The 21,264-nt window shown below is 67.1% G+C and carries 20 protein-coding genes; 13 read left to right on the top strand and 7 right to left on the bottom strand.

Annotation, left to right across the window (positions count from 1 at the left end; all coding sequences use genetic code 11):
- Positions 1–118 precede the first annotated feature (118 nt).
- From ACFOYU_RS21605 to ACFOYU_RS21590, 4 genes are all read left to right on the top strand, one after another.
- Entirely contained in the window at positions 119–1,378 is a 1,260-nt protein-coding gene (locus ACFOYU_RS21605; protein WP_377035185.1) for an O-antigen ligase family protein, read from the top strand.
- Positions 1,375–2,760 carry a glutathione-disulfide reductase gene (gor, locus tag ACFOYU_RS21600; protein WP_377035184.1) on the top strand — a complete coding sequence of 462 codons (1,386 nt, stop codon included), beginning with the start codon at positions 1,375–1,377 and terminating at the stop codon, positions 2,758–2,760. The genes ACFOYU_RS21605 and gor overlap by 4 nt, the downstream gene beginning before the upstream one ends.
- 123 nt (positions 2,761–2,883) lie before the next feature.
- Entirely contained in the window at positions 2,884–3,258 is a 375-nt protein-coding gene (locus ACFOYU_RS21595) for a nuclear transport factor 2 family protein (protein WP_377035183.1), read from the top strand.
- Between the two features lie 200 nt (positions 3,259–3,458).
- The gene (locus ACFOYU_RS21590; protein WP_377035182.1) at positions 3,459–4,844 is read left to right on the top strand and encodes a class II 3-deoxy-7-phosphoheptulonate synthase; all 1,386 of its coding nucleotides are present in this window, start codon (positions 3,459–3,461) and stop codon (positions 4,842–4,844) included.
- Positions 4,845–4,908: 64 nt separating this feature from the next.
- On the opposite strand, the gene ACFOYU_RS21585 is transcribed toward ACFOYU_RS21590, so the two are convergent.
- A complete protein-coding gene (locus tag ACFOYU_RS21585) occupies positions 4,909–5,454 on the bottom strand; it encodes a hypothetical protein (protein ID WP_377035181.1) in 546 nt (181 codons plus the stop codon).
- Between the two features lie 218 nt (positions 5,455–5,672).
- Here ACFOYU_RS21585 and ACFOYU_RS21580 point away from each other — a divergent pair, with 218 nt between their 5' ends.
- The 3 genes from ACFOYU_RS21580 (at position 5,673) to gltX (ending at position 9,548) form a co-directional block, all read left to right on the top strand.
- Positions 5,673–5,822, top strand: a complete 150-nt coding sequence (locus tag ACFOYU_RS21580; protein WP_377035180.1) for a hypothetical protein — start codon at positions 5,673–5,675, stop codon at positions 5,820–5,822.
- A 78-nt stretch (positions 5,823–5,900) separates the two neighbouring features.
- Entirely contained in the window at positions 5,901–7,634 is a 1,734-nt protein-coding gene (locus ACFOYU_RS21575; protein ID WP_377035179.1) for an NAD+ synthase, read from the top strand.
- Positions 7,635–8,207: 573 nt separating this feature from the next.
- Complete coding sequence (gene gltX, locus ACFOYU_RS21570) at positions 8,208–9,548, top strand: glutamate--tRNA ligase (RefSeq protein WP_377035178.1); 1,341 nt, start codon at positions 8,208–8,210, stop codon at positions 9,546–9,548.
- 215 nt (positions 9,549–9,763) lie between these two features.
- On the opposite strand, the gene ACFOYU_RS21565 is transcribed toward gltX, so the two are convergent.
- The 3 genes from ACFOYU_RS21565 to ACFOYU_RS21555 all read right to left on the bottom strand — a co-directional run bounded on the left by ACFOYU_RS21565 (position 9,764) and on the right by ACFOYU_RS21555 (position 12,721).
- On the bottom strand, positions 9,764–10,525 hold the full coding sequence (locus ACFOYU_RS21565; protein ID WP_377035177.1) for an ABC transporter permease: 762 nt from the start codon (positions 10,523–10,525) through the stop codon (positions 9,764–9,766).
- Positions 10,522–11,493 carry an ABC transporter ATP-binding protein gene (locus tag ACFOYU_RS21560; RefSeq protein ID WP_377035176.1) on the bottom strand — a complete coding sequence of 324 codons (972 nt, stop codon included), beginning with the start codon at positions 11,491–11,493 and terminating at the stop codon, positions 10,522–10,524. The genes ACFOYU_RS21565 and ACFOYU_RS21560 overlap by 4 nt, the downstream gene beginning before the upstream one ends.
- Positions 11,494–11,596: 103 nt before the next feature.
- Positions 11,597–12,721: a DUF2865 domain-containing protein gene (locus ACFOYU_RS21555; protein WP_226741229.1), complete on the bottom strand. Its 1,125-nt coding sequence runs from the start codon at positions 12,719–12,721 to the stop codon at positions 11,597–11,599.
- Between the two features lie 164 nt (positions 12,722–12,885).
- On the opposite strand from ACFOYU_RS21555, the gene ACFOYU_RS21550 reads away from it, so the two are divergent.
- Positions 12,886–13,269 (top strand): VOC family protein, encoded by a 384-nt coding sequence (locus ACFOYU_RS21550; protein WP_226741228.1) that lies wholly within the window; start codon positions 12,886–12,888, stop codon positions 13,267–13,269.
- 57 nt (positions 13,270–13,326) lie between these two features.
- Positions 13,327–13,833, top strand: coding sequence for a CreA family protein (locus tag ACFOYU_RS21545; protein ID WP_226741227.1), 507 nt, complete (start codon positions 13,327–13,329; stop codon positions 13,831–13,833).
- A gap of 321 nt (positions 13,834–14,154) precedes the next feature.
- Here the strand turns inward: ACFOYU_RS21545 and ACFOYU_RS21540 are convergent, their stop codons facing one another.
- Positions 14,155–14,481 carry a hypothetical protein gene (locus ACFOYU_RS21540; RefSeq protein ID WP_377035175.1) on the bottom strand — a complete coding sequence of 109 codons (327 nt, stop codon included), beginning with the start codon at positions 14,479–14,481 and terminating at the stop codon, positions 14,155–14,157.
- 292 nt (positions 14,482–14,773) lie between these two features.
- Between ACFOYU_RS21540 and cysS the strand changes: the two genes are divergently transcribed.
- From cysS to cimA, 3 genes are read left to right on the top strand one after another with little or no spacing between them, the layout of a single operon-like run.
- Entirely contained in the window at positions 14,774–16,243 is a 1,470-nt protein-coding gene (gene cysS / locus ACFOYU_RS21535) for a cysteine--tRNA ligase (RefSeq protein WP_377035174.1), read from the top strand.
- Positions 16,243–16,752, top strand: a complete 510-nt coding sequence (locus ACFOYU_RS21530; protein ID WP_377035173.1) for a GNAT family N-acetyltransferase — start codon at positions 16,243–16,245, stop codon at positions 16,750–16,752. The genes cysS and ACFOYU_RS21530 overlap by 1 nt, the downstream gene beginning before the upstream one ends.
- Entirely contained in the window at positions 16,749–18,344 is a 1,596-nt protein-coding gene (gene cimA, locus ACFOYU_RS21525; RefSeq protein ID WP_377035172.1) for a citramalate synthase, read from the top strand. The genes ACFOYU_RS21530 and cimA overlap by 4 nt, the downstream gene beginning before the upstream one ends.
- A 144-nt stretch (positions 18,345–18,488) precedes the next feature.
- Here the strand turns inward: cimA and ACFOYU_RS21520 are convergent, their stop codons facing one another.
- Both ACFOYU_RS21520 and ACFOYU_RS21515 read right to left on the bottom strand, forming a co-directional pair.
- Positions 18,489–18,914, bottom strand: coding sequence for a hypothetical protein (locus ACFOYU_RS21520; protein ID WP_226741222.1), 426 nt, complete (start codon positions 18,912–18,914; stop codon positions 18,489–18,491).
- Between the two features lie 177 nt (positions 18,915–19,091).
- On the bottom strand, positions 19,092–19,691 hold the full coding sequence (locus tag ACFOYU_RS21515; protein ID WP_377035171.1) for a TIGR00730 family Rossman fold protein: 600 nt from the start codon (positions 19,689–19,691) through the stop codon (positions 19,092–19,094).
- A 131-nt stretch (positions 19,692–19,822) separates the two neighbouring features.
- Here ACFOYU_RS21515 and ACFOYU_RS21510 point away from each other — a divergent pair, with 131 nt between their 5' ends.
- A complete protein-coding gene (locus ACFOYU_RS21510) occupies positions 19,823–21,256 on the top strand; it encodes a LysM peptidoglycan-binding domain-containing protein (RefSeq protein ID WP_377035170.1) in 1,434 nt (477 codons plus the stop codon).
- Positions 21,257–21,264 lie beyond the last annotated feature (8 nt).

Genomic DNA, 21,264 nt, shown 5'->3' with positions numbered 1-21,264 from the left:
CTGTGATGGATGGCTCTCTAAAAGCACGTCCTGCGGCGAACGGTAAAGGCCCAAGCGAGGGGCGGCAAGCGCGCTTCCCGTCTTTATCGCCAACGAACCTTCGCGTAAGAGCCTCGCCATGAGCATTCTCGAAACCGCATCGGCCGAGCGGGCCCTGCCGAATGCCGGCTCCCGGCTGGCGGGCATCCTGTGGCAGGTGGCGATGGCGGCGCTTGCCGTCATGCCTCTCGGCATGACCATCGCCCACCGGTCGAGCCCGGCCTTCCTGGCCGTGAGCGCCCTGTGCGCCCTCGGCGCCGTGGCGGCCGAGGGGCGGCTGCGGCAGGTGGGGCGCGAGGCGCTGGCCGCCCTGAAGTCCCCCCTTGGGCTGGCAATCCTGGCCTTTCTCGCCTGGTCGGCGATCTCCATCGGGTGGAGCCCGTTCAAGAGCCTGTCGCTCTTCACCCTGGGCGAACTCTGGATCCCGGTCGCCTCCGCTTTCACGGTCGCGCTGGTCCTGCCGCGACGGATGACCCGCGCCGCGTTCTGGCTGCTCGCCGCCTCGACCGCCGCGGCGTGCCTCCTGATCGTGGTCGAGCTGCGCACCGGGCTCGCCCTGCGCCAAAGCCTGGGGATGCGGGCGAACACCTTCATCTTCAACCGCCCGACCCTGACGCTTCTGGTCCTGATGCTGCCGCTCCTGGCCTGGCTCGCGGGCTCGGGACGCCACGGCTGGGCCTGGAGCGCCGGGATCGGCCTCGCCTTCGCGACGGCCCTGGCCCATTCGGACAGCGGCGCCGCGCTTCTCGGGCTCCTGGTCGTCGCGCCCGTCTTCCTGATCGCCTGGCTTTTCCCCAGGCTCACCGGGTGGCTCGCAGCCGGCGCCTGCGTCGTCGCCATGGCGACGGCTCCGTTCCTCGGCCCCATCGCCGACAGCCTGATCACCCCCTCCATGCACGAGCGGATGGCGGACCATCACACCCGGGAGCGGGTGGATCTCTGGCGCAGCTTCAGCGCGGCGGTCCGCCAGCAGCCGGTGCTGGGCGCCGGCTTCGGCGTGAGCCCGCGCATCCGCGAGACCCGCGTGGCCCGGAAGGTGGCGCCGCAGATGCGGCGGATGCTCGCCATCGGCCATCCGCACAGCACCCCGCTTCAGGTCTGGACCGAACTCGGCGCCGTGGGCGCGTTCCTGGCCCTCGTGATCCTGCTTCTCGTCCTGCGCGCCATCCGCCGCCAGTCCCGCCTCGTCATGAGCCTCTCCATGGCGCTGTTCGCCGGAGCGGCGGCGGTTTCCATGGTCGGGCACGGGGCCTGGCAGGGATGGTGGGCGGCCTCCCTCGGAGCCGCTATCGTCTGGATGCTCGCTTTTCGCAAAACCCGGCTGGAGACAATGCCATGAGCCAATTCGATGTGGACCTCTTCGTCATCGGCGCCGGGTCCGGCGGCGTGCGCGCCGCGCGCATCGCCGCGAGCTACGGCGCCAAGGTGATGATCGCGGAGGAATACCGGGTCGGCGGCACCTGCGTGATCCGCGGCTGCGTGCCCAAGAAGCTCATGGTCTATGCCAGCCGCTTCTCCCTCGAATTCGAGGAGGCGGCGGGCTTCGGCTGGGATGTGGGCGACGCCACCTTCGACTGGGCCACCCTGATCCGCAACAAGGACAAGGAGATCGACCGGCTCGAGGGCATCTACCGCACCAACCTGGAGCGATCCGGCGTGACGGTCGTCGACAGCCGCGCCGTGATCGAGGATCCGCACACGGTGCACGTCCTCAAGACCGGCGAACGCATCCGGGCGCGCTACATCCTCGTGGCGGTCGGTGCGCATCCGACCCTGGAGCCGGTCATCCCCGGCGGCGAGCTCGGCATCACCTCCAACGAGGTCTTTCATCTGAAAGAGCAGCCGAAGCGGATCATGATCGTCGGCGGCGGCTATATCGCGGTGGAATTCGCCGGCGTCTTCGCCGGCCTCGGGAGCGAGGTGACGCTCCTGCACCGGGGCGACAAGCTCCTGCGCGGCTTCGACGACGACGTCCGCGACGCCCTCGGCGCGTCCTATGCCCAGCGCGGCATCAATCTCGCCCTGGGCCGGACCGCGCAGCGCCTGGACAGAACGCCCGACGGCATCGCCGCCACCCTGTCGGACGGATCCGTGGTCACGGTCGACCAGGTGCTCGTCGCCACCGGGCGACGCCCCAACACCAAAGGGCTCGGGCTGGAAAAGGTCGGCATCACCGTCGACGAGGTCGGGGCGATTCCGGTCGATTCCTATTCCCAGACCCTCATCCCGTCGATCTACGCGGTGGGCGACGTGACCAACCGGGCCAATCTCACGCCCATCGCCATCCGCGAGGGCCACGCCTTCGCCGACACGGTCTTCGGCGACAGGCCCACCATCGTGGACCACGACCTCATCCCCACGGCCGTGTTCTCGACCCCCGAGATCGGCGTGATCGGCTGCAGCGAGGCGGCGGCCTGGGCCCGCTACGGCGACATCGACGTCTACAAGACCGCCTTCCGCCCCATGAAGGCGACCCTGTCCGGCGCCCATGAGCGGATGCTCATGAAGCTCATTGTCGACAAGGCCACCGGCAGGGTGGTGGGCGTCCACATCGTCGGCCACGACGCGGGCGAGATGATCCAGCTCGCGGGCGTCGCCGTCACCATGGGGGCCACCAAGGCCGATTTCGACCGCACCGTCGCGGTCCACCCGACCGCCTCGGAGGAGCTGGTGACCATGCGCACCCCCGCGGTCGTCAAGCGGCCGGTGGCGGTGGGGTAGGGCAGTCCGAATCCCCGTTGCCGGACGGCGGCCGCCAAGGCTGCCCCTCCCGTTTACAGCGCCTCGGCGTCATGATTTTTTCAGCACCTGAAAGGGCCGCCCGCCAAATTGAGGGCTTGAGACATGGAAATCCCGTCGATCGTCAGGGCCTATATCGAGGCGTACAACGCCATGGATGTCGGCAGGATGCTCGAATGCCTTGCCGAAGACGTCCGCTTTCAAAACATCTCCTCCGGGCAGGTCGATGTCGAGACGGCGGGAAAGGAGCGGTTCGCCGAGCTCGCCGAGGTGGGGGTGGCGGCATTTCGCGAACGCCGGCAGGATGTTACCGGCTGCATCGTCGTCGGAGCCCACACCATGGTCGAGATAGCCTATACGGCGACCGTCGCCGCCGACCTCCCGAACGGCTGGAAGGCCGGACAGCGTCTCGCCTTCTCCGGCGCGTCCTACTTCAGAACGGCGAATGGCAGGATCGCGGAAATCGTCGACCAAAGCTGACCATCGCCCGACGCGGCCAGGGCGGTTCCGCTGCGACGGCCCGAAAGCCTAGCCATCGGAGTGCACCCAGCGCATAAGTAGACTGCGCCAACGCGTCCTTCCTCCGCACTCGCCTTTTTGTTTATGTCGTGTATAGGTGCCCTTTCGTGCCGCTTGTTGCGGTGCACGATGAGGATTCGAGAGACACGGGGGTATGTGTCATGACCGAGCGGTGGACGCTGACGAGCTGGAGAAACAAGCCGATCCAGCAGGTTCCGGCCTATCCGGACCCTGAGGCGCTGAAGAACGTCGAGCAGCAGCTCGCGGGCTTTCCCCCACTCGTTTTTGCAGGCGAGGCTCGCAAGCTGAAGCGGAGCCTGGCCAAGGTGGCGGCGGGCGAAGCCTTCCTGCTCCAGGGCGGGGACTGCGCCGAGAGCTTCGCCGAGCATTCCGCCGACAACATCCGCGATTTCTTCCGCCTGTTCCTGCAGATGGCGGTGGTGATGACCTATGCGGGCGGCTCGCCCGTGGTGAAGATCGGCCGCTCCGCCGGCCAGTTCGCCAAGCCGCGCTCCTCCGACACCGAGACCGTGGACGGCGTGTCGCTGCCGAGCTACCGGGGCGACATCATCAACGACATCGACTTCACGCCCGAGTCGCGCATTCCCGATCCGCGCCGCCAGACCGAGGCCTACCGCCAGTCGGCCGCGACGCTCAACCTGCTGCGCGCCTTCGCGACGGGCGGCTACGCCAATCTCGAGAACGCCCATCGCTGGATGCTCGGCTTCGTGAAGGATTCGCCGCAATCCTCGCGCTACAGCGAGCTGGCGGAGCGCATCACCGAGAGCATCGAGTTCATGCGCGCCATCGGCATCGATCCGGAGACGCATCCCGAGATGCGCCAGACGGATTTCTACACCAGCCACGAAGCGCTCCTCCTCGGCTACGAGGAGGCCATGACCCGGGTCGATTCCACCACCGGCGACTGGTACGCCACCTCGGGCCACATGCTCTGGATCGGCGACCGCACGCGCCAGCCCGATCATGCCCATGTGGAATACATGCGCGGCATCAGGAACCCGATCGGCCTCAAATGCGGCCCGTCCCTCACGGCGGACGGATTGCTGCGCCTTATCGACCAGCTCAACCCGGAGAACGAGGCGGGCCGCCTCACCCTCATCTGCCGCTTCGGCGCCGACAAGGTGTTCGAGCACCTGCCCGCCCTCGTGCGGGCCGTGAAGGCGGAAGGCCGCACGGTGGTGTGGTCCTGCGATCCCATGCACGGCAACACCATCAAGGCGGGTTCCGGCTACAAGACCCGGCCGTTCGAGCGGATCATGGGCGAGGTGCGGGACTTCTTCGCGGTTCACCGCGCCGAGGGGACTCATGCGGGCGGCATCCACCTGGAGATGACCGGCAAGAACGTGACGGAATGCACCGGCGGCGCGCGGGCGCTCACCGATGCGGACCTCTCCGACCGCTACCACACCTATTGCGATCCGCGCCTCAATGCCGAGCAGGCGCTGGAAATCGCCTTCCTCACCTCCGAGCTGATCAAGCAGGAGCGCAATTCCCGGGAACGTCCGGCCCCGCTCGCCGCGGAGTAGGGCGGTCTGCGATTGTCGGAGAGAAGGGGCGCCGGTGGCGCCCCTTTTTCGTTCGAATGGCCGCTCAGGCGGGTCGGCGGGAGCGGTTCTGCGTGCTTCGTTTCGAGCGGCCCGGGTGGCGGGACCTGTCGAGGAGGCTCAGCATGGCTTCGGTGGCGATGCCGAAGACCAGATGGGCGACGACGCTGCGGGCATGGGCCTGCCAGGGATAGCGCTGCGGGGGAGCCGCTGTGCCGAGGACCGGGTTTAGGACCTCGTCCTCGATCAGGAACATGCCGAGGCCCAGCAGGGCCCCGCGGCCGACGACGCCGCCGGGAACGTGCTCGCGCAGGGTGCTGTACACGGCCGCCGGTCCCATCCCGAGGGCGTAATGGATGGCGAGACCAGCGGGATGCGGCTCCGGCGGGGGCTCGGCCCCGACGGCCTTCGCGGCCATGCCGGCCATGTTGTGGGCGGGATCCTTGTGGTTCGGGCGGACCTCCTTGGTCCGGCTCCAGGCGGCCGGGTCCTCGTATGCCACCATGAGCCAGTCGGCCCGGTCCATGACCCACACCGCGGCCGCTCCGGCCATGGCGCCGCTCGCAAGCTCCGTCGTCAGCGTTCTCGACATGGAAGTCTCCGCAACAATTCCTCCTGTCAAAGAAGGGGGCGGACTCCTGGTTCCGACCGCAACGAAAGACGGCGCAGGAGTTTACCTCCTGCGCCGTCATGAAAAGCTCCGTCTTGCCTCGACTTCGGCAGAGTAGATGCAAACTCCGCCAAGCAATCCGAGATCAGCTCAGGAAGCCGAGGAAGAACAGGATAAGGATAATCGGCAAAGGAATGCCAATGAGCCAAAGTAGACCACCTTTCAACATCTTCAATCTCCTGTTCCGTTCGTGCCAGAACAACGAACTGGGCTTTGGCCGGTTCCGCTCAAGCTTCCGGCTCTTTCCCGGACGCGATGTGGCCGAGGCCGCGCTGCAGGCCCATAGGTGACGCCCTCGACCCGGCCGTCACAGGAAAGCGCATGCTCCTCATTGCTGCGCATAAGCTGCCGCGCTAAATCGTGAGGCTATGGCCCAGAACAGACTCAAGATCGCTCTCGCGCAGCTCAACCCCATCGTCGGCGACGTGGCCGGCAACGAGCAGAAGGCCCGCGACGCGCGGGCCGAGGCCGCCCGGATGGGCGCCGACATCGTGATGTTCCCCGAACTCTTCCTCGCCGGCTATCCGACCGAGGACCTGGTGCTCAAGCCGGCGTTCCAGGACGTATGCCGGGCCGCGGTGGAGCGCCTCGCCCGCGAGACCGCCGATGGCGGACCGGCGCTGCTGATCGGCCTGCCCTGGCGCGAGGACGGGGCCCTCTACAACGCCTATGCGCTGCTGGACGGCGGCACGATTTCGGTGCGGTTCAAGGTCGATCTGCCCAATTACGGCGTGTTCGACGAGAAGCGCGTCTTCGAGGCCGGACCGCTGCCGGGGCCGGTCAATTTCCGCGGCATCCGCCTCGGCATCCCGGTCTGCGAGGACATCTGGAGCGGGGACGTAGTCGAGTGCCTGGCGGAGACCGGCGCCGAGATGCTCCTGGTGCCCAACGGCTCTCCCTACTGGCGCGGCAAGACGGAGGAGCGGTTCAACATCGCCGCCGCGCGGGTGACCGAGAGCGGCCTGCCGCTGGTCTATCTCAACCAGGTGGGCGGCCAGGACGAACTGGTCTTCGACGGCGCCTCCTTCGTGTTCAACGCCGACTGCTCGCTCGCCTGCCAGCTCCCGGCCTACACGGAGACGGTCGCGCTCTCGGTCTGGGAGAAGTCGGAGGAGGGCTGGGCCTGCATCGAGGCTCCCAGGGTCACGGTGGAGGAGGGCGAGGAGGCCGATTACGCCGCCTGCGTGCTCGGCCTTCGCGACTACGTGGAGAAGAACCGTTTTCCGGGCGTGGTGCTCGGTCTCTCCGGCGGCATCGATTCCGCCATCTGCGCCGCCATGGCGGTGGATGCGCTCGGGCCGGACCGCGTCCATTGCGTGATGCTGCCCTACCGCTACACCTCGGGCGAGTCCCTGAAGGATGCGGAGGCCTGCGCCAAGGCGCTGGGCGTCCGCTACGACACGCTGCCCATCGCGGCGGCGGTGGAAGGCTTCGAGGAGCTGCTCCAGCCCATGTTCGCGGGCAAACCGCGCGACATCACGGAGGAGAACCTCCAGAGCCGCGCCCGCGGCACCATCCTCATGGCGATCTCGAACAAGTTCGGCGCCATGGTGGTGACGACGGGCAATAAGTCGGAGATGTCGGTGGGCTACGCCACCATCTACGGCGACATGAACGGCGGCTTCAACCCGATCAAGGACCTCTACAAGATGGAGGTCTACCGTCTCTCCGCCCTGCGCAACCGCTGGAAGCCCGAGGGCGCCCTGGGGCCGGACGGCGTCGTGATTCCCGAGAACATCCTGACCAAGGCTCCGACCGCCGAACTGCGCGAAGGCCAGAAGGACCAGGATTCGCTGCCGCCCTACGAGGATCTCGACGAGATCCTGCGCGGCCTCGTGGAGCAGGAGCTGCGCGTCTGCGAAATCGTCGACAAGGGCTACGACCTGGAGACGGTCAAGAAGGTGGAGCGCCTGCTCTACCTTGCCGAATACAAGCGCCGCCAATCGGCCCCGGGCGTGAAGGTGACCCGCCGCAACTTCGGCCGCGACCGCCGCTACCCCATCGTCAACCGCTTCCGCGACCAGGGCATGGTCGCCCACCGGAACGACGAGGCCCTGCAGCGGGCCACCGGCAAGCCGCGGATGAGCGAGATGGACGTCTGACGCGCCGTCCTTCCCTTGGCGGGGAGGCACAAAGGGCAAAGGTCGGAAAGACGGGCATGTGGCTCGAACGCGCAGTGCCGATGCCGCCAGCATTCTCCTCCAGGTCTTCATGCCGAGGGGCGGCGTCTCCGGAGACCTCTGGATCATCCTTCGAGACGCCGCTGACGCGGCTTCTCAGGATGAGGGTGGGAGATGTGTCGCTTCCGAATGTGGCAGCGTATAGCGCAACCTCATCCCTCCCCCTTGTGGGGAGGGCCAGGGTGGGGGTGTGGGCGCTTCGCTGGTTCCAGTCCGGCGCCCACACCCCCACCTCCACCTCCTCCCCACCGCAAGTCGGGTGTTCCCGACTTGCGCAAGAGGATGCGGATCTCGGGCAAGCCCGAGGTCCGTGGGGAGGAGAGCAGGGCTGAGTTTCCGGCCACCTATCGGCGCTTCATGAGCCAGCCCCTCAGGATGAGGGGGCGATTGAAATCGGTCTCCCGCCTGTCCGCATCGCTCCGGCCCTCTCCGTAAGGGGAGGAGGCACACGCAGCCCCTTGCGCTGCGCGCCGCCCTTCGCCATAGGCTTTCGCCATGTCACAGCCCATCGTCCGCTTCGCCCCGTCCCCGACCGGGCTCATCCATATCGGCAACACCCGCGTGGCCCTGCTCAACGCGCTCTATGCGCGCCGGGAGGGGGGCCTGTTCATTCTCCGGTTCGACGACACGGACCAGGAGCGCTCGAAGCGGGAATATGCCGATGCGATCGAGTTCGACCTGAAGTGGCTCGGCGTGCCGCCGGACGTCACGGTGCGCCAGTCGGAGCGGTTCGAGCTCTACGACGACGTGGCCGAGCGGCTCCGCATCATGGGCCGCCTCTATGCCTGCTACGAGACGCCGGAGGAGCTGGAATTCCGCCGCAAGCGCCAGCTCGCCCGCGGCCTGCCGCCGATCTACGACCGCGCCTCCCTGAAGCTGACCGCCCAGGAGAAGGAGAAGCTCGAAGCGGAGGGCCGTCGCCCGCACTGGCGCTTCCTGCTCGACCACCGGGTTGTGCCCTGGACGGACATGATCCGCGGCGACTGCCATGTGGATTGCAGCTCGCTCTCCGATCCGGTGCTGGTGCGCGAGGACGGGACCTATCTCTACACGCTGCCGTCGGTGGCCGACGACATCGACCTCAGGATCTCCCACGTGATCCGCGGCGAGGACCACGTCACCAACACGGCGGTGCAGATCCAGATTTTCGAGGCGCTCGGCGCCCTGCCGCCGATCTTTGCCCATCACGGCCTGCTCACCACCGCGAGCGGGGAGGGGCTGTCCAAGCGCCTCGGGCACCTGTCGCTGAGGAGCCTGCGGGAAGCGGGGCTCGAGCCTCAGGCCATCGCGTCCCTCGCGGTCCTCGTCGGCTCGTCCGAATCCGTGCGGCCGGTGGCCGACGTGGACGAACTCGCCCGCCTGATCGACTTCAGCCACATTTCCCGCGGCCCGGCGAAGTTCGACGAGCACGAGCTGGAACAGCTCAACGCCCGCCTGATCCACGAGATGCCCTACGACAAGGCGCGCGAGCGCCTTGCCGCCCTCGGCGCCGACGGCGGCGAGGCGTTCTGGAACGCGGTGCGCGGCAACCTGGGCAAGGTGGCCGATGTCGTCGAGTGGTGGACAGTGGTGAACGGGCCGGTGACGCCCGTGATCGAGGACAAGGGCTTCATCGAGGCCGCCGCCAGGGTGCTGCCCGAAGGGCCGTGGGACGCGACCACCTGGAAGGCGTGGACGGAGGCCGTGAAGGCCGAAACCGGCTTGAAGGGCAGGGCCCTGTTCATGCCCCTGCGCCTTGCGCTCACCGGGCTCGATCACGGCCCCGAACTCGGCGCGCTGCTGCCGATGATCGGGCCGGAACGGGTGAAGGCGAGGCTCGCCGGGCAGGCGGCATAAGATCCGCGCCGCACGCGGGAGTCATCCATCGTCATTCCGGGGCAGTCCGCAGGACTGAGCCCGGAACCTATAAACACTACGTTTCAGGAAGAGCGATCGGCGTCCCGCTTTGTCCTGCACCATCGGCGGCTATGGGTTCCGGGCTCTCGCTACGCTCGCCCCGGAATGACGGAGAGGGAGCCCATCGCTCGTCATCGGAATATCAGTGGCGCCCCTCACGCCTTGATCTTGTACCCCGTCCGGAAGATCCAGCCGATGGCCGCGAGGCAGATCAGCATGAACACCAGGGTCATGCCGAGGCTGATGCCGACGCCCACGTCGGACACGCCGTAGAAGCTCCAGCGGAAGCCGCTCACGAGGTAGACGACCGGGTTGAACAGGGCGATGGTCTGCCAGAACGGCGGGAGCATGTTGATCGAGTAGAAGCTGCCGCCCAGGAAGGCGAGGGGCGTCACGATCATCAGCGGGATGACCTGCAGCTTCTGGAAGCTGTCCGCCCAGATGCCGATGATGAAGCCGAACAGGCTGAAGGTGACGGAGGTCAGCACCAGGAACGCGATCATCCACAGCGGAGTCGTGATGGAGAAATCCACGAACAGCCGGGCCGTGATCAGGATGATCGTGCCCAGGATGATCGACTTCGAGGCCGCCGCGCCCACATAGCCGATCACGGTCTCCATGGCGGAGACCGGCGCCGATAGCAGCTCGTAGATGGTGCCGGTGAATTTCGGCATGTAGATGCCGAAGGCGGCGTTGGAGATGCTCTCCGTCAGGATGGAGAGCATGATCAGACCCGGCACGATGAACGCGCCGTAGCTGATCCCGTCGATATTCGCCATCCGCGACCCGATGGCCGAGCCGAAGACGATGAAGTAGAGCGAGGTCGAGATCACCGGCGACGCGATGCTCTGCATCAGCGTGCGCCAGGTGCGCGCCATCTCGAACAGATAGATGGCCTTGATGGCGTGGATGTTCATGCGCGTCCCCTGACCAGATCGACGAAGATGTCCTCCAGCGAGCTCTGGCTGGTCTGGAGATCCTTGAAGTCGATGCCGTGCTCGCCCAGCCGCCGCAGCAGGCCGGCGATGCCGGTCTCCTCCTGCTGGGTGTCGAAGGTGTAGACGAGCTCCGTTCCGTCGGCGGACAACTGGAGCGGATAGGCGGAAAGCTCCGGCGGGATCGCCGCGAGCGGGTTCTGCAGTTGCAGGGTCAGCTCCTTCTTTCCGAGCTTCCGCATCAGGACGGCCTTGTCCTCGACCAGCACGATCTCGCCCTTGTTGATCACCCCGATCCGGTCGGCCATCTCCTCGGCCTCCTCGATGTAGTGGGTGGTCAGGATGATGGTGACGCCGCTCTCCCGGAGGCCGCGCACCATCTCCCACATGTCGCGCCTGAGCTCCACGTCGACGCCGGCCGTGGGTTCGTCGAGGAACAGGATCTTGGGCTCGTGCGACAGGGCCTTGGCGATCATGACGCGCCGCTTCATGCCCCCGGACAGGGTCATGATCCTGCTGTCCTTCTTCTCCCAGAGGGACAGGTCCTTCAGGATCTTCTCGAGATAGGCGGGATCGGGCTTCTTGCCGAAGAGGCCGCGGCTGAAGCTCACGGTCGCCCACACGCTCTCGAAGGCGTCGGTGGAAAGCTCCTGCGGTACGAGGCCGATCTTGGAGCGGGCGGCCCGGTAGTCCCGGACGATGTCGTGGCCGTCGGCCAGGACGGTGCCGGAGCTCGGGTTCACGATCCCGCACACGATGCTGATCAGGGTGGTCTTGCCGGCCCCGTTCGGTCCCAGCAGGGCGAAGATCTCGCCGCGGCGAATCTCCAGGTCGACCTTCCGCAGGGCCTGGAAGCCGGACGCATAGGTCTTCTCCAGGCCCGAGACCGAGATGATCGGCTCCGAGGCGTCGGAGGGGTGAAGGCTCTGACGGAAATCGATGGGTTTCATGGCACGGCCTGATAGCACGAAACGGGCACGGGCTGAACTCCGCCGACCGTTCCCGGCGGAGTCGTCCAAGCCGAATTTTCGACGCGCGGGGCCGCCCGAAGGATCAGTTCTTCGCGTTCGGCACCGGAATGACGTTGGGCGCGATCACGCGGATGGTGCGCTTGGTGCCATCGCTAGCCACGACCTCCTGCCGCGTGCCTTCGCCCTGGTTCACCACCGTCGCACCCTCGATGGCCTGGGGCCCGATGCCGGCGGATTCGCGGCTCGCGGTCGGGGCGGAATCGCCCGCCTCGGCGGCGGCCTGGCTTTCCTCGTCCGCCTTCTTGTCGGCGGCCTTGCGGGCCTGGGTCGCCTTCGGGCGCGACAGTTCCTCGGACTTTTCGGCGGTGACGATCACGTCGCCCTTGCGCTGTTCGAGCATGCTCTCGGCCCGGCGCAGCACGACGGCCCAGCTCTCGTTCTCCTTCTTGCAGGCGCAGCTCTCGTCGAAGGTCTTGCGGAACTTGAAGGCGTTCGCGAGCGACGTGTAGGGCTGGTTGGTCGAGACCGAGATCGCCCGGTTCAGGCCGTCGTCACCGCCGGGGCTGGCGAAGGCGCGGGTTTCCGTCCCGGGGCAGAGGGCCTGGCACATCTCGTCGGCGCCCTGGCGCCCGCCGGGGGCGTTGCTCAGGGGGAAGTAGGAGCCGTCGCAGGTCCTCACGCAGACGAGCTGGCGCCCGCCCAGGGACTGCTCGCCGTCGGCGATGATCGGCTGGCCTTCGGGCATGATCTCGGACGGCTGGGGCTGGCCGCGCGGCGGGCCGAACAGGGATTCGAAGAAGCCGCGGGGCTGCTCGGTGCTGCAGGTTTGCTGCACGGCGGCCTGGAGCTGACGGCGGCGGAACTCGACCTCGCCCGAGGCCGCGGCCTGCTGGGCGAGGCGCGCATAGCCGGCCTCGAGCTGGCGGATCTGCCCGGCGATGGCGCCGCACTCGGCCGGAGCCGGGCCTGCGAGGAACCCGAGGGGGCCGCGATCGCAGCCGATGGAGCGGTAGTAGCGCAGGAGCCGGTTCAGCTCGTTCCGCTGGGCCTGCATGGCGGCGGTCTGGGCCTGTCCGCCGCCCCGTTCGAGGGCCGCGAGCTCCGCGCGGAAGCGCTGGCATTCCGGCGACTGGGCGATGGCGACTCCCCCGGTGACGAGGAAGGCCGCGGCGGCGATCAGGGAGCGGAAGAAGGGTGTCTTTGTCATCAAGCTTGTCGCTAAACCGGATTCGTCAGGGCGTCATGTCGCGAGTCGATGGTGATATGACGTCGTGAACTTGGCCCTAATGTGGTTATCCCCTTGCCCGCCCCGCGGGAGGCCAACTAGCCTCCCATGCGAAAAACGCCCGCCGGACCGGAATACGAGCCCCCATGTACAGCCATACGACCATCGGATCAAATGACCTCGCCCGCGCCAGGACCTTTTACGATGCGGTGCTGGCGCCGCTGGGGCTGGAGGTGCGGTATTCCAACGAGATGCTCCTGGGCTACGGCCTGCCGGGCGGCCGCCCGCAATTCATCGTGGCGCGGCCCTTCGACGGCCGGGAGGCCTCCCCCGGGAACGGCGCCATGGTGGCCCTGCTGGCCGCGAAAAGGTCCCAGGTCGACGCCTGCCACGCGGCGGCCCTGGAGAAGGGCGGGGCCGACGAGGGCGCGCCGGGCCTGCGGCCGCATTACCACCGGAACTATTACGGCGCCTATTTCCGGGATCTCGACGGCAACAAGATCTGCGTGGTGAGCCATCACCCCGAGTGAGCCCTCGTCAAAGGACGGGGCAATCCCCACATGCGAGCTTAACGTTGGGAGTTCACGATGTTTGCTCGAATCGCTCTGGCCGTGGCGCTGATCCTGGGAACGGCTTCGGGTGCCGCGGCCCAGGAGCCGGACCTGATCTTCAAGAAGTCCACCGTATGGCGGGCCCTGACGCCCGACGACAAGCTGGCGGTCTACGGGCTCGACGATCCCCTGGTGGAGGGCGTGGCCTGCCACTACACGACCCCCGAGCGCGGCGGCATTTCGGGAACCTTCGGCGTGGCCGAGGAGGTCTCCGACATCTCACTCGCCTGCCGCCAGGTCGGCCCGGTGCGCTTCAAGGGCAAGTTCGGCCAGGGCGACGTGGTGTTCAGCGAGCGCCGGTCGCTGATCTTCAAGAAGATGCAGATCGTCCGCGGCTGCGACGCCAAGCGCAACACCCTGGTCTACATGGTCTATTCCGACCGCCCCATCGAAGGCTCGCCGAAGAACTCCACCTCCACCGTGCCGCTCATGCCGTGGGGAACGGAGGTCCCGCCGAAATGCGGCGAGTGGCTGAAGGGGTAAAGAGCCCACCTCGTGGACGTGGCGCTGTCTGGCGCGACCTCTTTTCCCTCCCCCTTGTGGGGAGGGCCAGGGTGGGGGCGCCGGCGCCGGACCTTCATAGGCTATCGCTCACACCCCCACCTCCACCTCCTCCCCACAAGGGGGAGGAGAGCAACGCGGCGCTTCCGGCGAGGCCCGAGGTCCGTGAGGGAGGAGAGCAGGGCCGAGTTTCCGGCGAACTCCGACTGGCCCGAGATCGGGGAGGAGAGTTCTATGGATGCCGGGCACGAAAATGGCCGGGGAGGGCCCGGCCATGATGAAGCAACTTCAAGTATTCGAAGATCAGTTGGTGCAGGTGATCGCGACCGGAAGCAGTTCCTGCGTATCGAGGGATGCTTTCTGGACGGTGCCCGTCACCTCGTGGGGGGCGACCTGCCGGAAGGAGACGGCGCGGGTGTAGCCGTGGGCCTCGCACCAGGTGTCCGCCACAACTTGGCCACATGACTGGCTTGAGATGAGGCAATCCGCGACGCCGTAACCGTCGGCGGCGGGGACGAGGAAGGTGGCCTGGGTGGATGAGGCTTGAGTCCCGTTCGGCAGGAGGGTCAAGGACGCGGCTGCAAAAAACAAAGCAGTACCCAACCCGAGCATGGCATATGCGCGGCGCATGAAAACCTCACTGAACTCTACTCGTGATGTATTATCACGAAGGGGCATGAACAAAGCTCTAACGCTGCTGTCAAATGCCCGTTGCATGCATTTGTGCAAATAAAACATGCCAAGCTGGCGGGAACCTTGACGCCGGTCGGCTGAAAGGGCATTGATCTTTGCTATGACCACGGCAACGATCCTCATTTCCGGGATTATTTGCAGCTAGCGCATTTCGCTGGCTGGAGCCGTCTCGTTCTCGTTCCAAGATCGAAACCATCCTCCGGCCTGCGGCCTGAAGGGACTTGGTTTCATGGCGCCCAACCTGCGGCTCTACAACACGCTGACCCGATCGAAGGACGACTTCGTCCCGATCGACGAGAGGAACGTGCGCCTCTACGTCTGCGGCCCGACCGTCTACGACTATGCCCATATCGGCAATGCGCGTCCGATCATCGTTTTCGATCTTCTCTTCCGTCTACTGCGCCATCTCTACGGCACGGACGCCGTGACGTATGTGCGCAACATCACGGATGTGGACGACAAGATTAACGCCCGCGCCGCCCGCGATTACCCGGACCTGCCCCACAACGATGCGATCCGCGAGGTGACGGCCAAGACCGAGGCGCAGTTCCACGCCGACATCCGGGCGCTCGGCGTCCTCATGCCCGAGGACGTGAACGAGGCGGGGCAGCCTCCGCGCTTCGTCGAGCCGCGGGCGACCGAGCACATCGACGAGATGCGCATGATCATCGAGCGGCTGATCGAGCGCGGCGCGGCCTATGTGGCGGAGGAGCACGTGCTCTTCTCCGTCGCGGCCATGCAGAACCTGCCGAAGGTGCCGAAATACGGCGCCTTCTCCAAGCGTTCCCTCGACGAGCTCCTGTCCGGCGCCCGGGTCGACGTGGCGCCCTACAAGCGCGACCCGATGGACTTCGTGCTCTGGAAGCCCTCCGGCCCGCAGGACCCGGCCTGGCCTTCGCCCGCCGGCATCGCGACGCCCGGCCGTCCCGGCTGGCACATCGAGTGCTCCGCCATGTCCTGGCGGCATCTGGTGAAGGCGTTCGAGACGCGGCTCTCCTGCGCCGATCCGACGGAGCGCGAGATCTTCGACATCCATGGCGGCGGCATCGACCTCGTCTTCCCGCACCACGAGAACGAGATCGCGCAGTCCTGCTGCGCCTTCGACACGCCCCGCATGGCCAATGTCTGGATGCATAACGGCTTCCTGCAGGTGGAAGGCGAGAAGATGTCGAAGTCGCTCGGCAACTTCTTCACCATCCACGACCTGCTGAAGGACTGGCCGGGCGAGGTATTGCGCTTCAACATGCTGCGCACCCATTACCGCCAGCCCATCGACTGGACCGCCAAGGGGCTGGAGGAAAGCGAGAAGACCCTCGACCGCTGGTACGATCTGGCGGGCGACGGCTCGTCCGCCGCCCTGTCGCCCCAGATCGTCGAGGCATTGTCGGACGACCTCAACACGCCGAAGATGCTGGCCGAACTCCATGCGCTGGACGGGCAGGGGGCGCACGCGGAACTGGGCGCCAATCTCCGCGCGCTCGGCTTCCTGACCGAGGGGGCTGCGGCCTGGAAGGCGCGCAAGCAGGCGACGCTCGGGATCGACCCGGCCATCGTCGAGGCGCTGATCGCCGCCCGCAGGGAGGCCCGCGCCACGAAGAACTGGTCCGAGTCGGATCGCATCCGCGACGAACTCGCCGCGCTCGGGGTCGTGGTGAAGGACAACAAGGACGGCACGTCCACCTGGGAGGTTGCACGCTGATGGGACAGTCGCTTCCGAAACCGGGCCTGCGCCCGTTCCTGCCGGCCGACGTGCCTCTGCTGCTCGAGATCTTCCAGGCGAGCGTCGAGGAGCTGACCGAGGAGGATTACAGCGAGAGCCAGCGGGAGGCCTGGGCGGCCAAGGCCGACGACGAATCCTTCCCCCTGCGGTTCACCAAGGGGCTGACCCTGGTCGCCACGGTGGAGGGCTCGCCGGTCGGGTTCATCGCACTCCACGACAACGAGCTGATCGACCTGTTCTACGTGCATCCCGACGTGGCGGGGCAGGGCGTCGGCGCCATGCTCTACGACGCGGTCGAGAAGCTCGCGACGGCGCGCGGCTCCAAGCGCCTCGTGGCCGACGTGAGCGACACGGCGCGCCTGTTCTTCGAGCAGCGCGGTTTCCAGCCCCAGCGCCGCAACACCGTGCCGCTGGGCGACGAGTGGCTCGGCAACACCACCATGGAGAAGCGTCTCGCCGATCCCGAGGAACAGAGACGTCCGTCATGACCCGCGAGCGCATCCATCTCTTCGACACAACCCTGCGCGACGGCGCGCAGACCACCGGGGTCGACTTCTCCCTCGAGGACAAGAAGGCGATCGCGAGCCTGCTCGACCGGCTCGGCATCGATTACGTGGAGGGCGGCTATCCGGGAGCGAACCCGCTCGACACGGCCTTCTTTGCGGAAAAGCGGACGAAACGGGCCAAGTTCACCGCCTTCGGCATGACCAAGCGCTCCGGCCGCTCCGTCTCGAACGATCCCGGCGTCGCGGCGCTCCTGGAGGCCGAGGCCGACGCGATCTGCTTCGTCGCCAAGGCCTGGGACTACCATGTCCACGTGGCGCTGGAGACCACGCTGGACGAAAATCTCGCCGGCATCCGCGACAGCGTCGAGGCCGCCCGCGCCAAGGGCCGCGAGGTGGCGGTGGATTGCGAGCACTTCTTCGACGGCTACAAGGCCAATCCCGGTTATGCGCTGTCCTGCGCCAAAGCCGCCTACGAGGCCGGCGCCCGCTGGGTCGTGCTGTGCGACACCAACGGGGGCACGCTGCCGCACGAGGTCTCGGCCATCGTGGCCGAGGTGACGAAGGCGGTGCCGGGCTCGCATCTCGGCATCCATGCCCATGACGATTGCGGCTGCGCCGTCGCCAATTCGCTCGCCGCCGTGGAGGCGGGCGCCCGGCACATCCAGGGCACGCTCAACGGCCTTGGGGAGCGCTGCGGCAACGCCAATCTGGTCACCCTCATCGGTGCCCTGAAGCTGAAGGACGGCTATGCCTCCCGGTTCGAACTCGGCGTCACGGACGAGACGCTGAGTCAGCTCACCCACGTGTCGCGGCAGGTGGACGAGATCCTGAACCGGCCGGCGAACCGCCACGCGCCCTTCGTGGGCGCGAGCGCCTTCGCGACCAAGGCCGGCATCCATGCCTCGGCGGTCCTTAAGGATCCGCGCACCTACGAGCACGTGGAGCCGGAGATCGTCGGCAACGTGCGGAAGGTCCTGGTCTCCGACCAGGGCGGCCAATCCAACGTTCTCGCCGAGCTGAAGCGTCTCGGCTTCGAGCTCGAGAGGGGCGATCCGCGCGTCGGCCGGCTGCTGGAGGAGGTGAAGCGCAAGGAGGCGGAAGGCTTCGCCTTCGAGGGGGCGGATGCCTCCTTCTACGTGCTGGTCAAGCGGATGCTCGGCGAGGTGCCGGCCTTCTTCGACGTGGAGCGTTTCTCCGTGAGCGTGGAGCGCCGCTTCAACGCTGTCGGCGAGATGGTCACCGCTTCGGAAGCCATCGTGAAGGTGAGGGTGGGCGACGAGGTGCTGATCTCGGCCGCGGAGGGCAACGGCCCGGTGAACGCCCTCGACGTGGCCCTGCGCAAGGATCTGGGCAAGTACCAGGACCTGATCCAGGACCTGGAGCTGATCGACTACAAGGTGCGCATCTACCAGGGCGGTTCGGACGCGGTCACCCGCGTGCTGATCGAGTTCGGCGACGCCTCCGGCGACCGCTGGACCACCATCGGCGTGTCCGCGAACATCATCGACGCCTCGTTCCAGGCGCTGACGGATTCGATGACCTACAAGCTCCTGAAGAGCGGGGCGGGGCTTTAAAGCATCGGACCCAAAAGTGGATCTGCACTTTTGGGTCCGATGCTTTCTCCTGAGCCAGGAGCATCGTTCGAGCGGAAAACCGGATCCACTTTCCGCACGATGCTCTCGCGAGCCCGTCGCCCCTCTCGCGAGGACGGAACGTCCTCAGCAGCCGACGCAGATGCCGCGCTCGAGCGGGGAATCGACGATGGTCGTATCGTCCGATTGCTCCACCGAGCCGCCAAGCGTGCCCGTGTTGTCCGGATCGGTGATGGCGCGGTCCGGTGCCGTCGGATCGCTGAGCTCCCCGTCGACGCCGAGGAGGCCTTCCTCGTAGAGATTGCCCGTGGTCCCCTGAAGGCCGCGCTCGTTCAGGCTGCCCGGCGTTCCCAGGAGACCCTCCGAGGACGGCTGACGGTTCAGGACGCCCGTCTCGGAGCCAGTCGGCGGGGCGGACGGCGACGACGTGCCGATGCTCGATCCGCCGATGGAGCCGCCTCCGATCGGGCCGCCGCCCACGCCTTGCGCCCAGGCGGAGCCTCCGACGAGGCACCCCGCGACGAGGGCCGTTGAGATGAAGAAATGACGCATGAGCTCCTCCTGAATGAGCAGTTCAAACGTCAACCTCCCGGCCTGGGCATGGTTCTGCCCGAGCTTGCGGGCGATCGCGCCGTGGGAACGGCTTGGCGCTCACGATGCGGTGAGGAGGGGCGGGCCGCCAGGGCAGCCGCCCGGCTCGGCCCGAGGCGAATGAGGGAAATTGCGGCGCTAGAACCGTCCCTCGATCATATCCTCGTTGCCGACGAGGCCGATGCGGCGGGCGGAGGCTTCGAGCATCGGGATCACTTCCTCGACGCGCTCCGCGACCAGGTAGTTGAGCTCGAGGCCAGGACGGATGAAACCCTGCTCGCGCATGTGGGCGAAGAGGGTCAGCAGGGGCTTCCAGAAGCCGTTGGTGCTGAGCAGGAGAATCGGCTTGGTGTGGCGCCCGAGCTGGGCCCAGGTCATCTGCTCCACCAGCTCCTCCAGGGTCCCGATGCCGCCGGGAAGCGCCACGAAGGCATCCGCCTTCTCGAACATGAGCCGTTTGCGGGTGTGCATGTCGGGAACCACGATGGTCTCCTGGACGTCGTCGAGGAGCTTCTCGCGGGATTTCAGGAAGTCCGGGATGATTCCGGTGACATAGCCCCCGTGATCGAGGGCGGACTGGGCCACGGTGCCCATGAGGCCGACATTGCCGCCGCCATAGACGAGACGGATTCCCTGCTCGGCCATCGCGCGGCCTAATGCCGCCGCATTTTCAGCGAAAACGGGCTCATCGCCGAATCCCGAGCCGCAATAGACACAAATAGATTTGATTGCTGACATGGGCACTTCAAAGGAGCGGGGAGCTACCCGCGCTGAATCGTAGAACATTGTTATTGTCCCTTATGGCCGTAGCCTTTTGAAAGATAAACGGTTTAAATGCAGGAAAGTGCCTGAGGTTGAGAAAAAGCATCATGGCGAACGAGAAACAGAACAGGGGAACGATCGCTGCTCTCGGCGCATCGGCAGCTGCTGTCGTCGCCGTGCTGCTTGGCGTGCTCTATTGGGAACGGTCCGAAAACGCCGCGAAAACCGAGGATACTCCTCCGGTCGCGGCCCGGCCTGGCGAGAATTCGGGAACGCAGGTCGCCACGGCTCTACCCCAGGCGCCGCTGCCCCAGGGCGCCCTGGGCGAGGCCAGGCCCAAGCCTGAAACCTCCCCCGAGCCTGCCAGGGTCGCTCCCAATGCCCCCGTGGCCCCGTCTTTCGACGTGGTGCGGATCGAGCCCGACGGGGAAAGCGTCATCGCGGGCCGCGCGGCCCCCGGTGCGACGATAGAGCTCCTGCGCGGCGATCTCGTCCATGCCCGCGCCGCGGCGGACGCCTCGGGCCTCTTCGCCATCGTTCCGCCGCCCCTGCCGCCGGGCTCCCACCAGATCGCCCTGCAATCCATCGCGCCGGACGGCACCCGCCAGCGCTCCCGCGAGAGCGTGACCGTGGTTCTCGACACGGCCAAGACCCGGCCCCTGGTGGCCCTGACCGCTCCGGACAAGCCCACGGTGCTGCTCTCCAATCCCGAGCCGCCCGAGGCCAAGACCGCGCAGCCGGCCCCGGCACCGGCCGAGCAGCCGACCGCCCAGCCGGCCGCTCCCGAGACGAAGACGGCCGAAACGCCGGCCCAGCCTGCGCCTCAGCAGCAGGCCAACGCGGCCCCGGGCGCCGCTCCGCCGGCACCGACGGAGCCCGCCGCGCCGGCCGCGCCCCGGCCCGAAATCAAGATCGTCACCGTGGAAGCCGAGGAGGGGAAGCTCTTCGTCTCCGGCCAGAGCGCCCCGGGCGCCACGGTCCGCCTCTATCTCAACGAGAGCTTCGTCGCGCCGGGCGGCGCGGGCGGCGACGGAAAGGTCTCGTTCGCCATCGGCAGCGGCGTGAAGCCCGGCGATTACCGGGTGCGGCTCGACGACGTGGATCCGGTCTCGGGCCAGGTGAAGTCGCGGGCGCAGGTCGCCTTCAACGTGCCGGCCCAGGTGGCCGCGGCGGCCCAGCCCCAGACGCAGGCTCAGGCCGCGGCGCCGTTCTCTATGACGGCCCCGGCCCCTGCGGCCGGGACGGCTGCTCCGGCCCCTTCGAGCCCGTCCGTGGCCGGGTCGTCCACGGCGGGCGGCACCAGGACCGCCTCGGCGGACGCCTCGATCCTGCCTGAGGGGACGGTGGTGATTCCGAACATCAACACCGCCATCGTGTCGAAGGGCGACAACCTGTGGCGCATCAGCCAGCGGACCTATGGCAAGGGCATGCGCTACACGGTGATCTATGGCGCGAACCAGGAGCAGATCCGCAATCCGGACCTGATCTATCCCGGCCAGGTCTTCGTTCTTCCGGGGGATGAACCGAAGAAGACGAACTGATCGGCCCG

Origin of the sequence: Microvirga sp. GCM10011540, assembly GCF_042650665.1 — a bacterium.
Taxonomy (GTDB): Bacteria; Pseudomonadota; Alphaproteobacteria; order Rhizobiales; family Beijerinckiaceae; genus Microvirga; species Microvirga lenta.
This window is presented reverse-complemented; position numbering and strand designations above follow the sequence as displayed.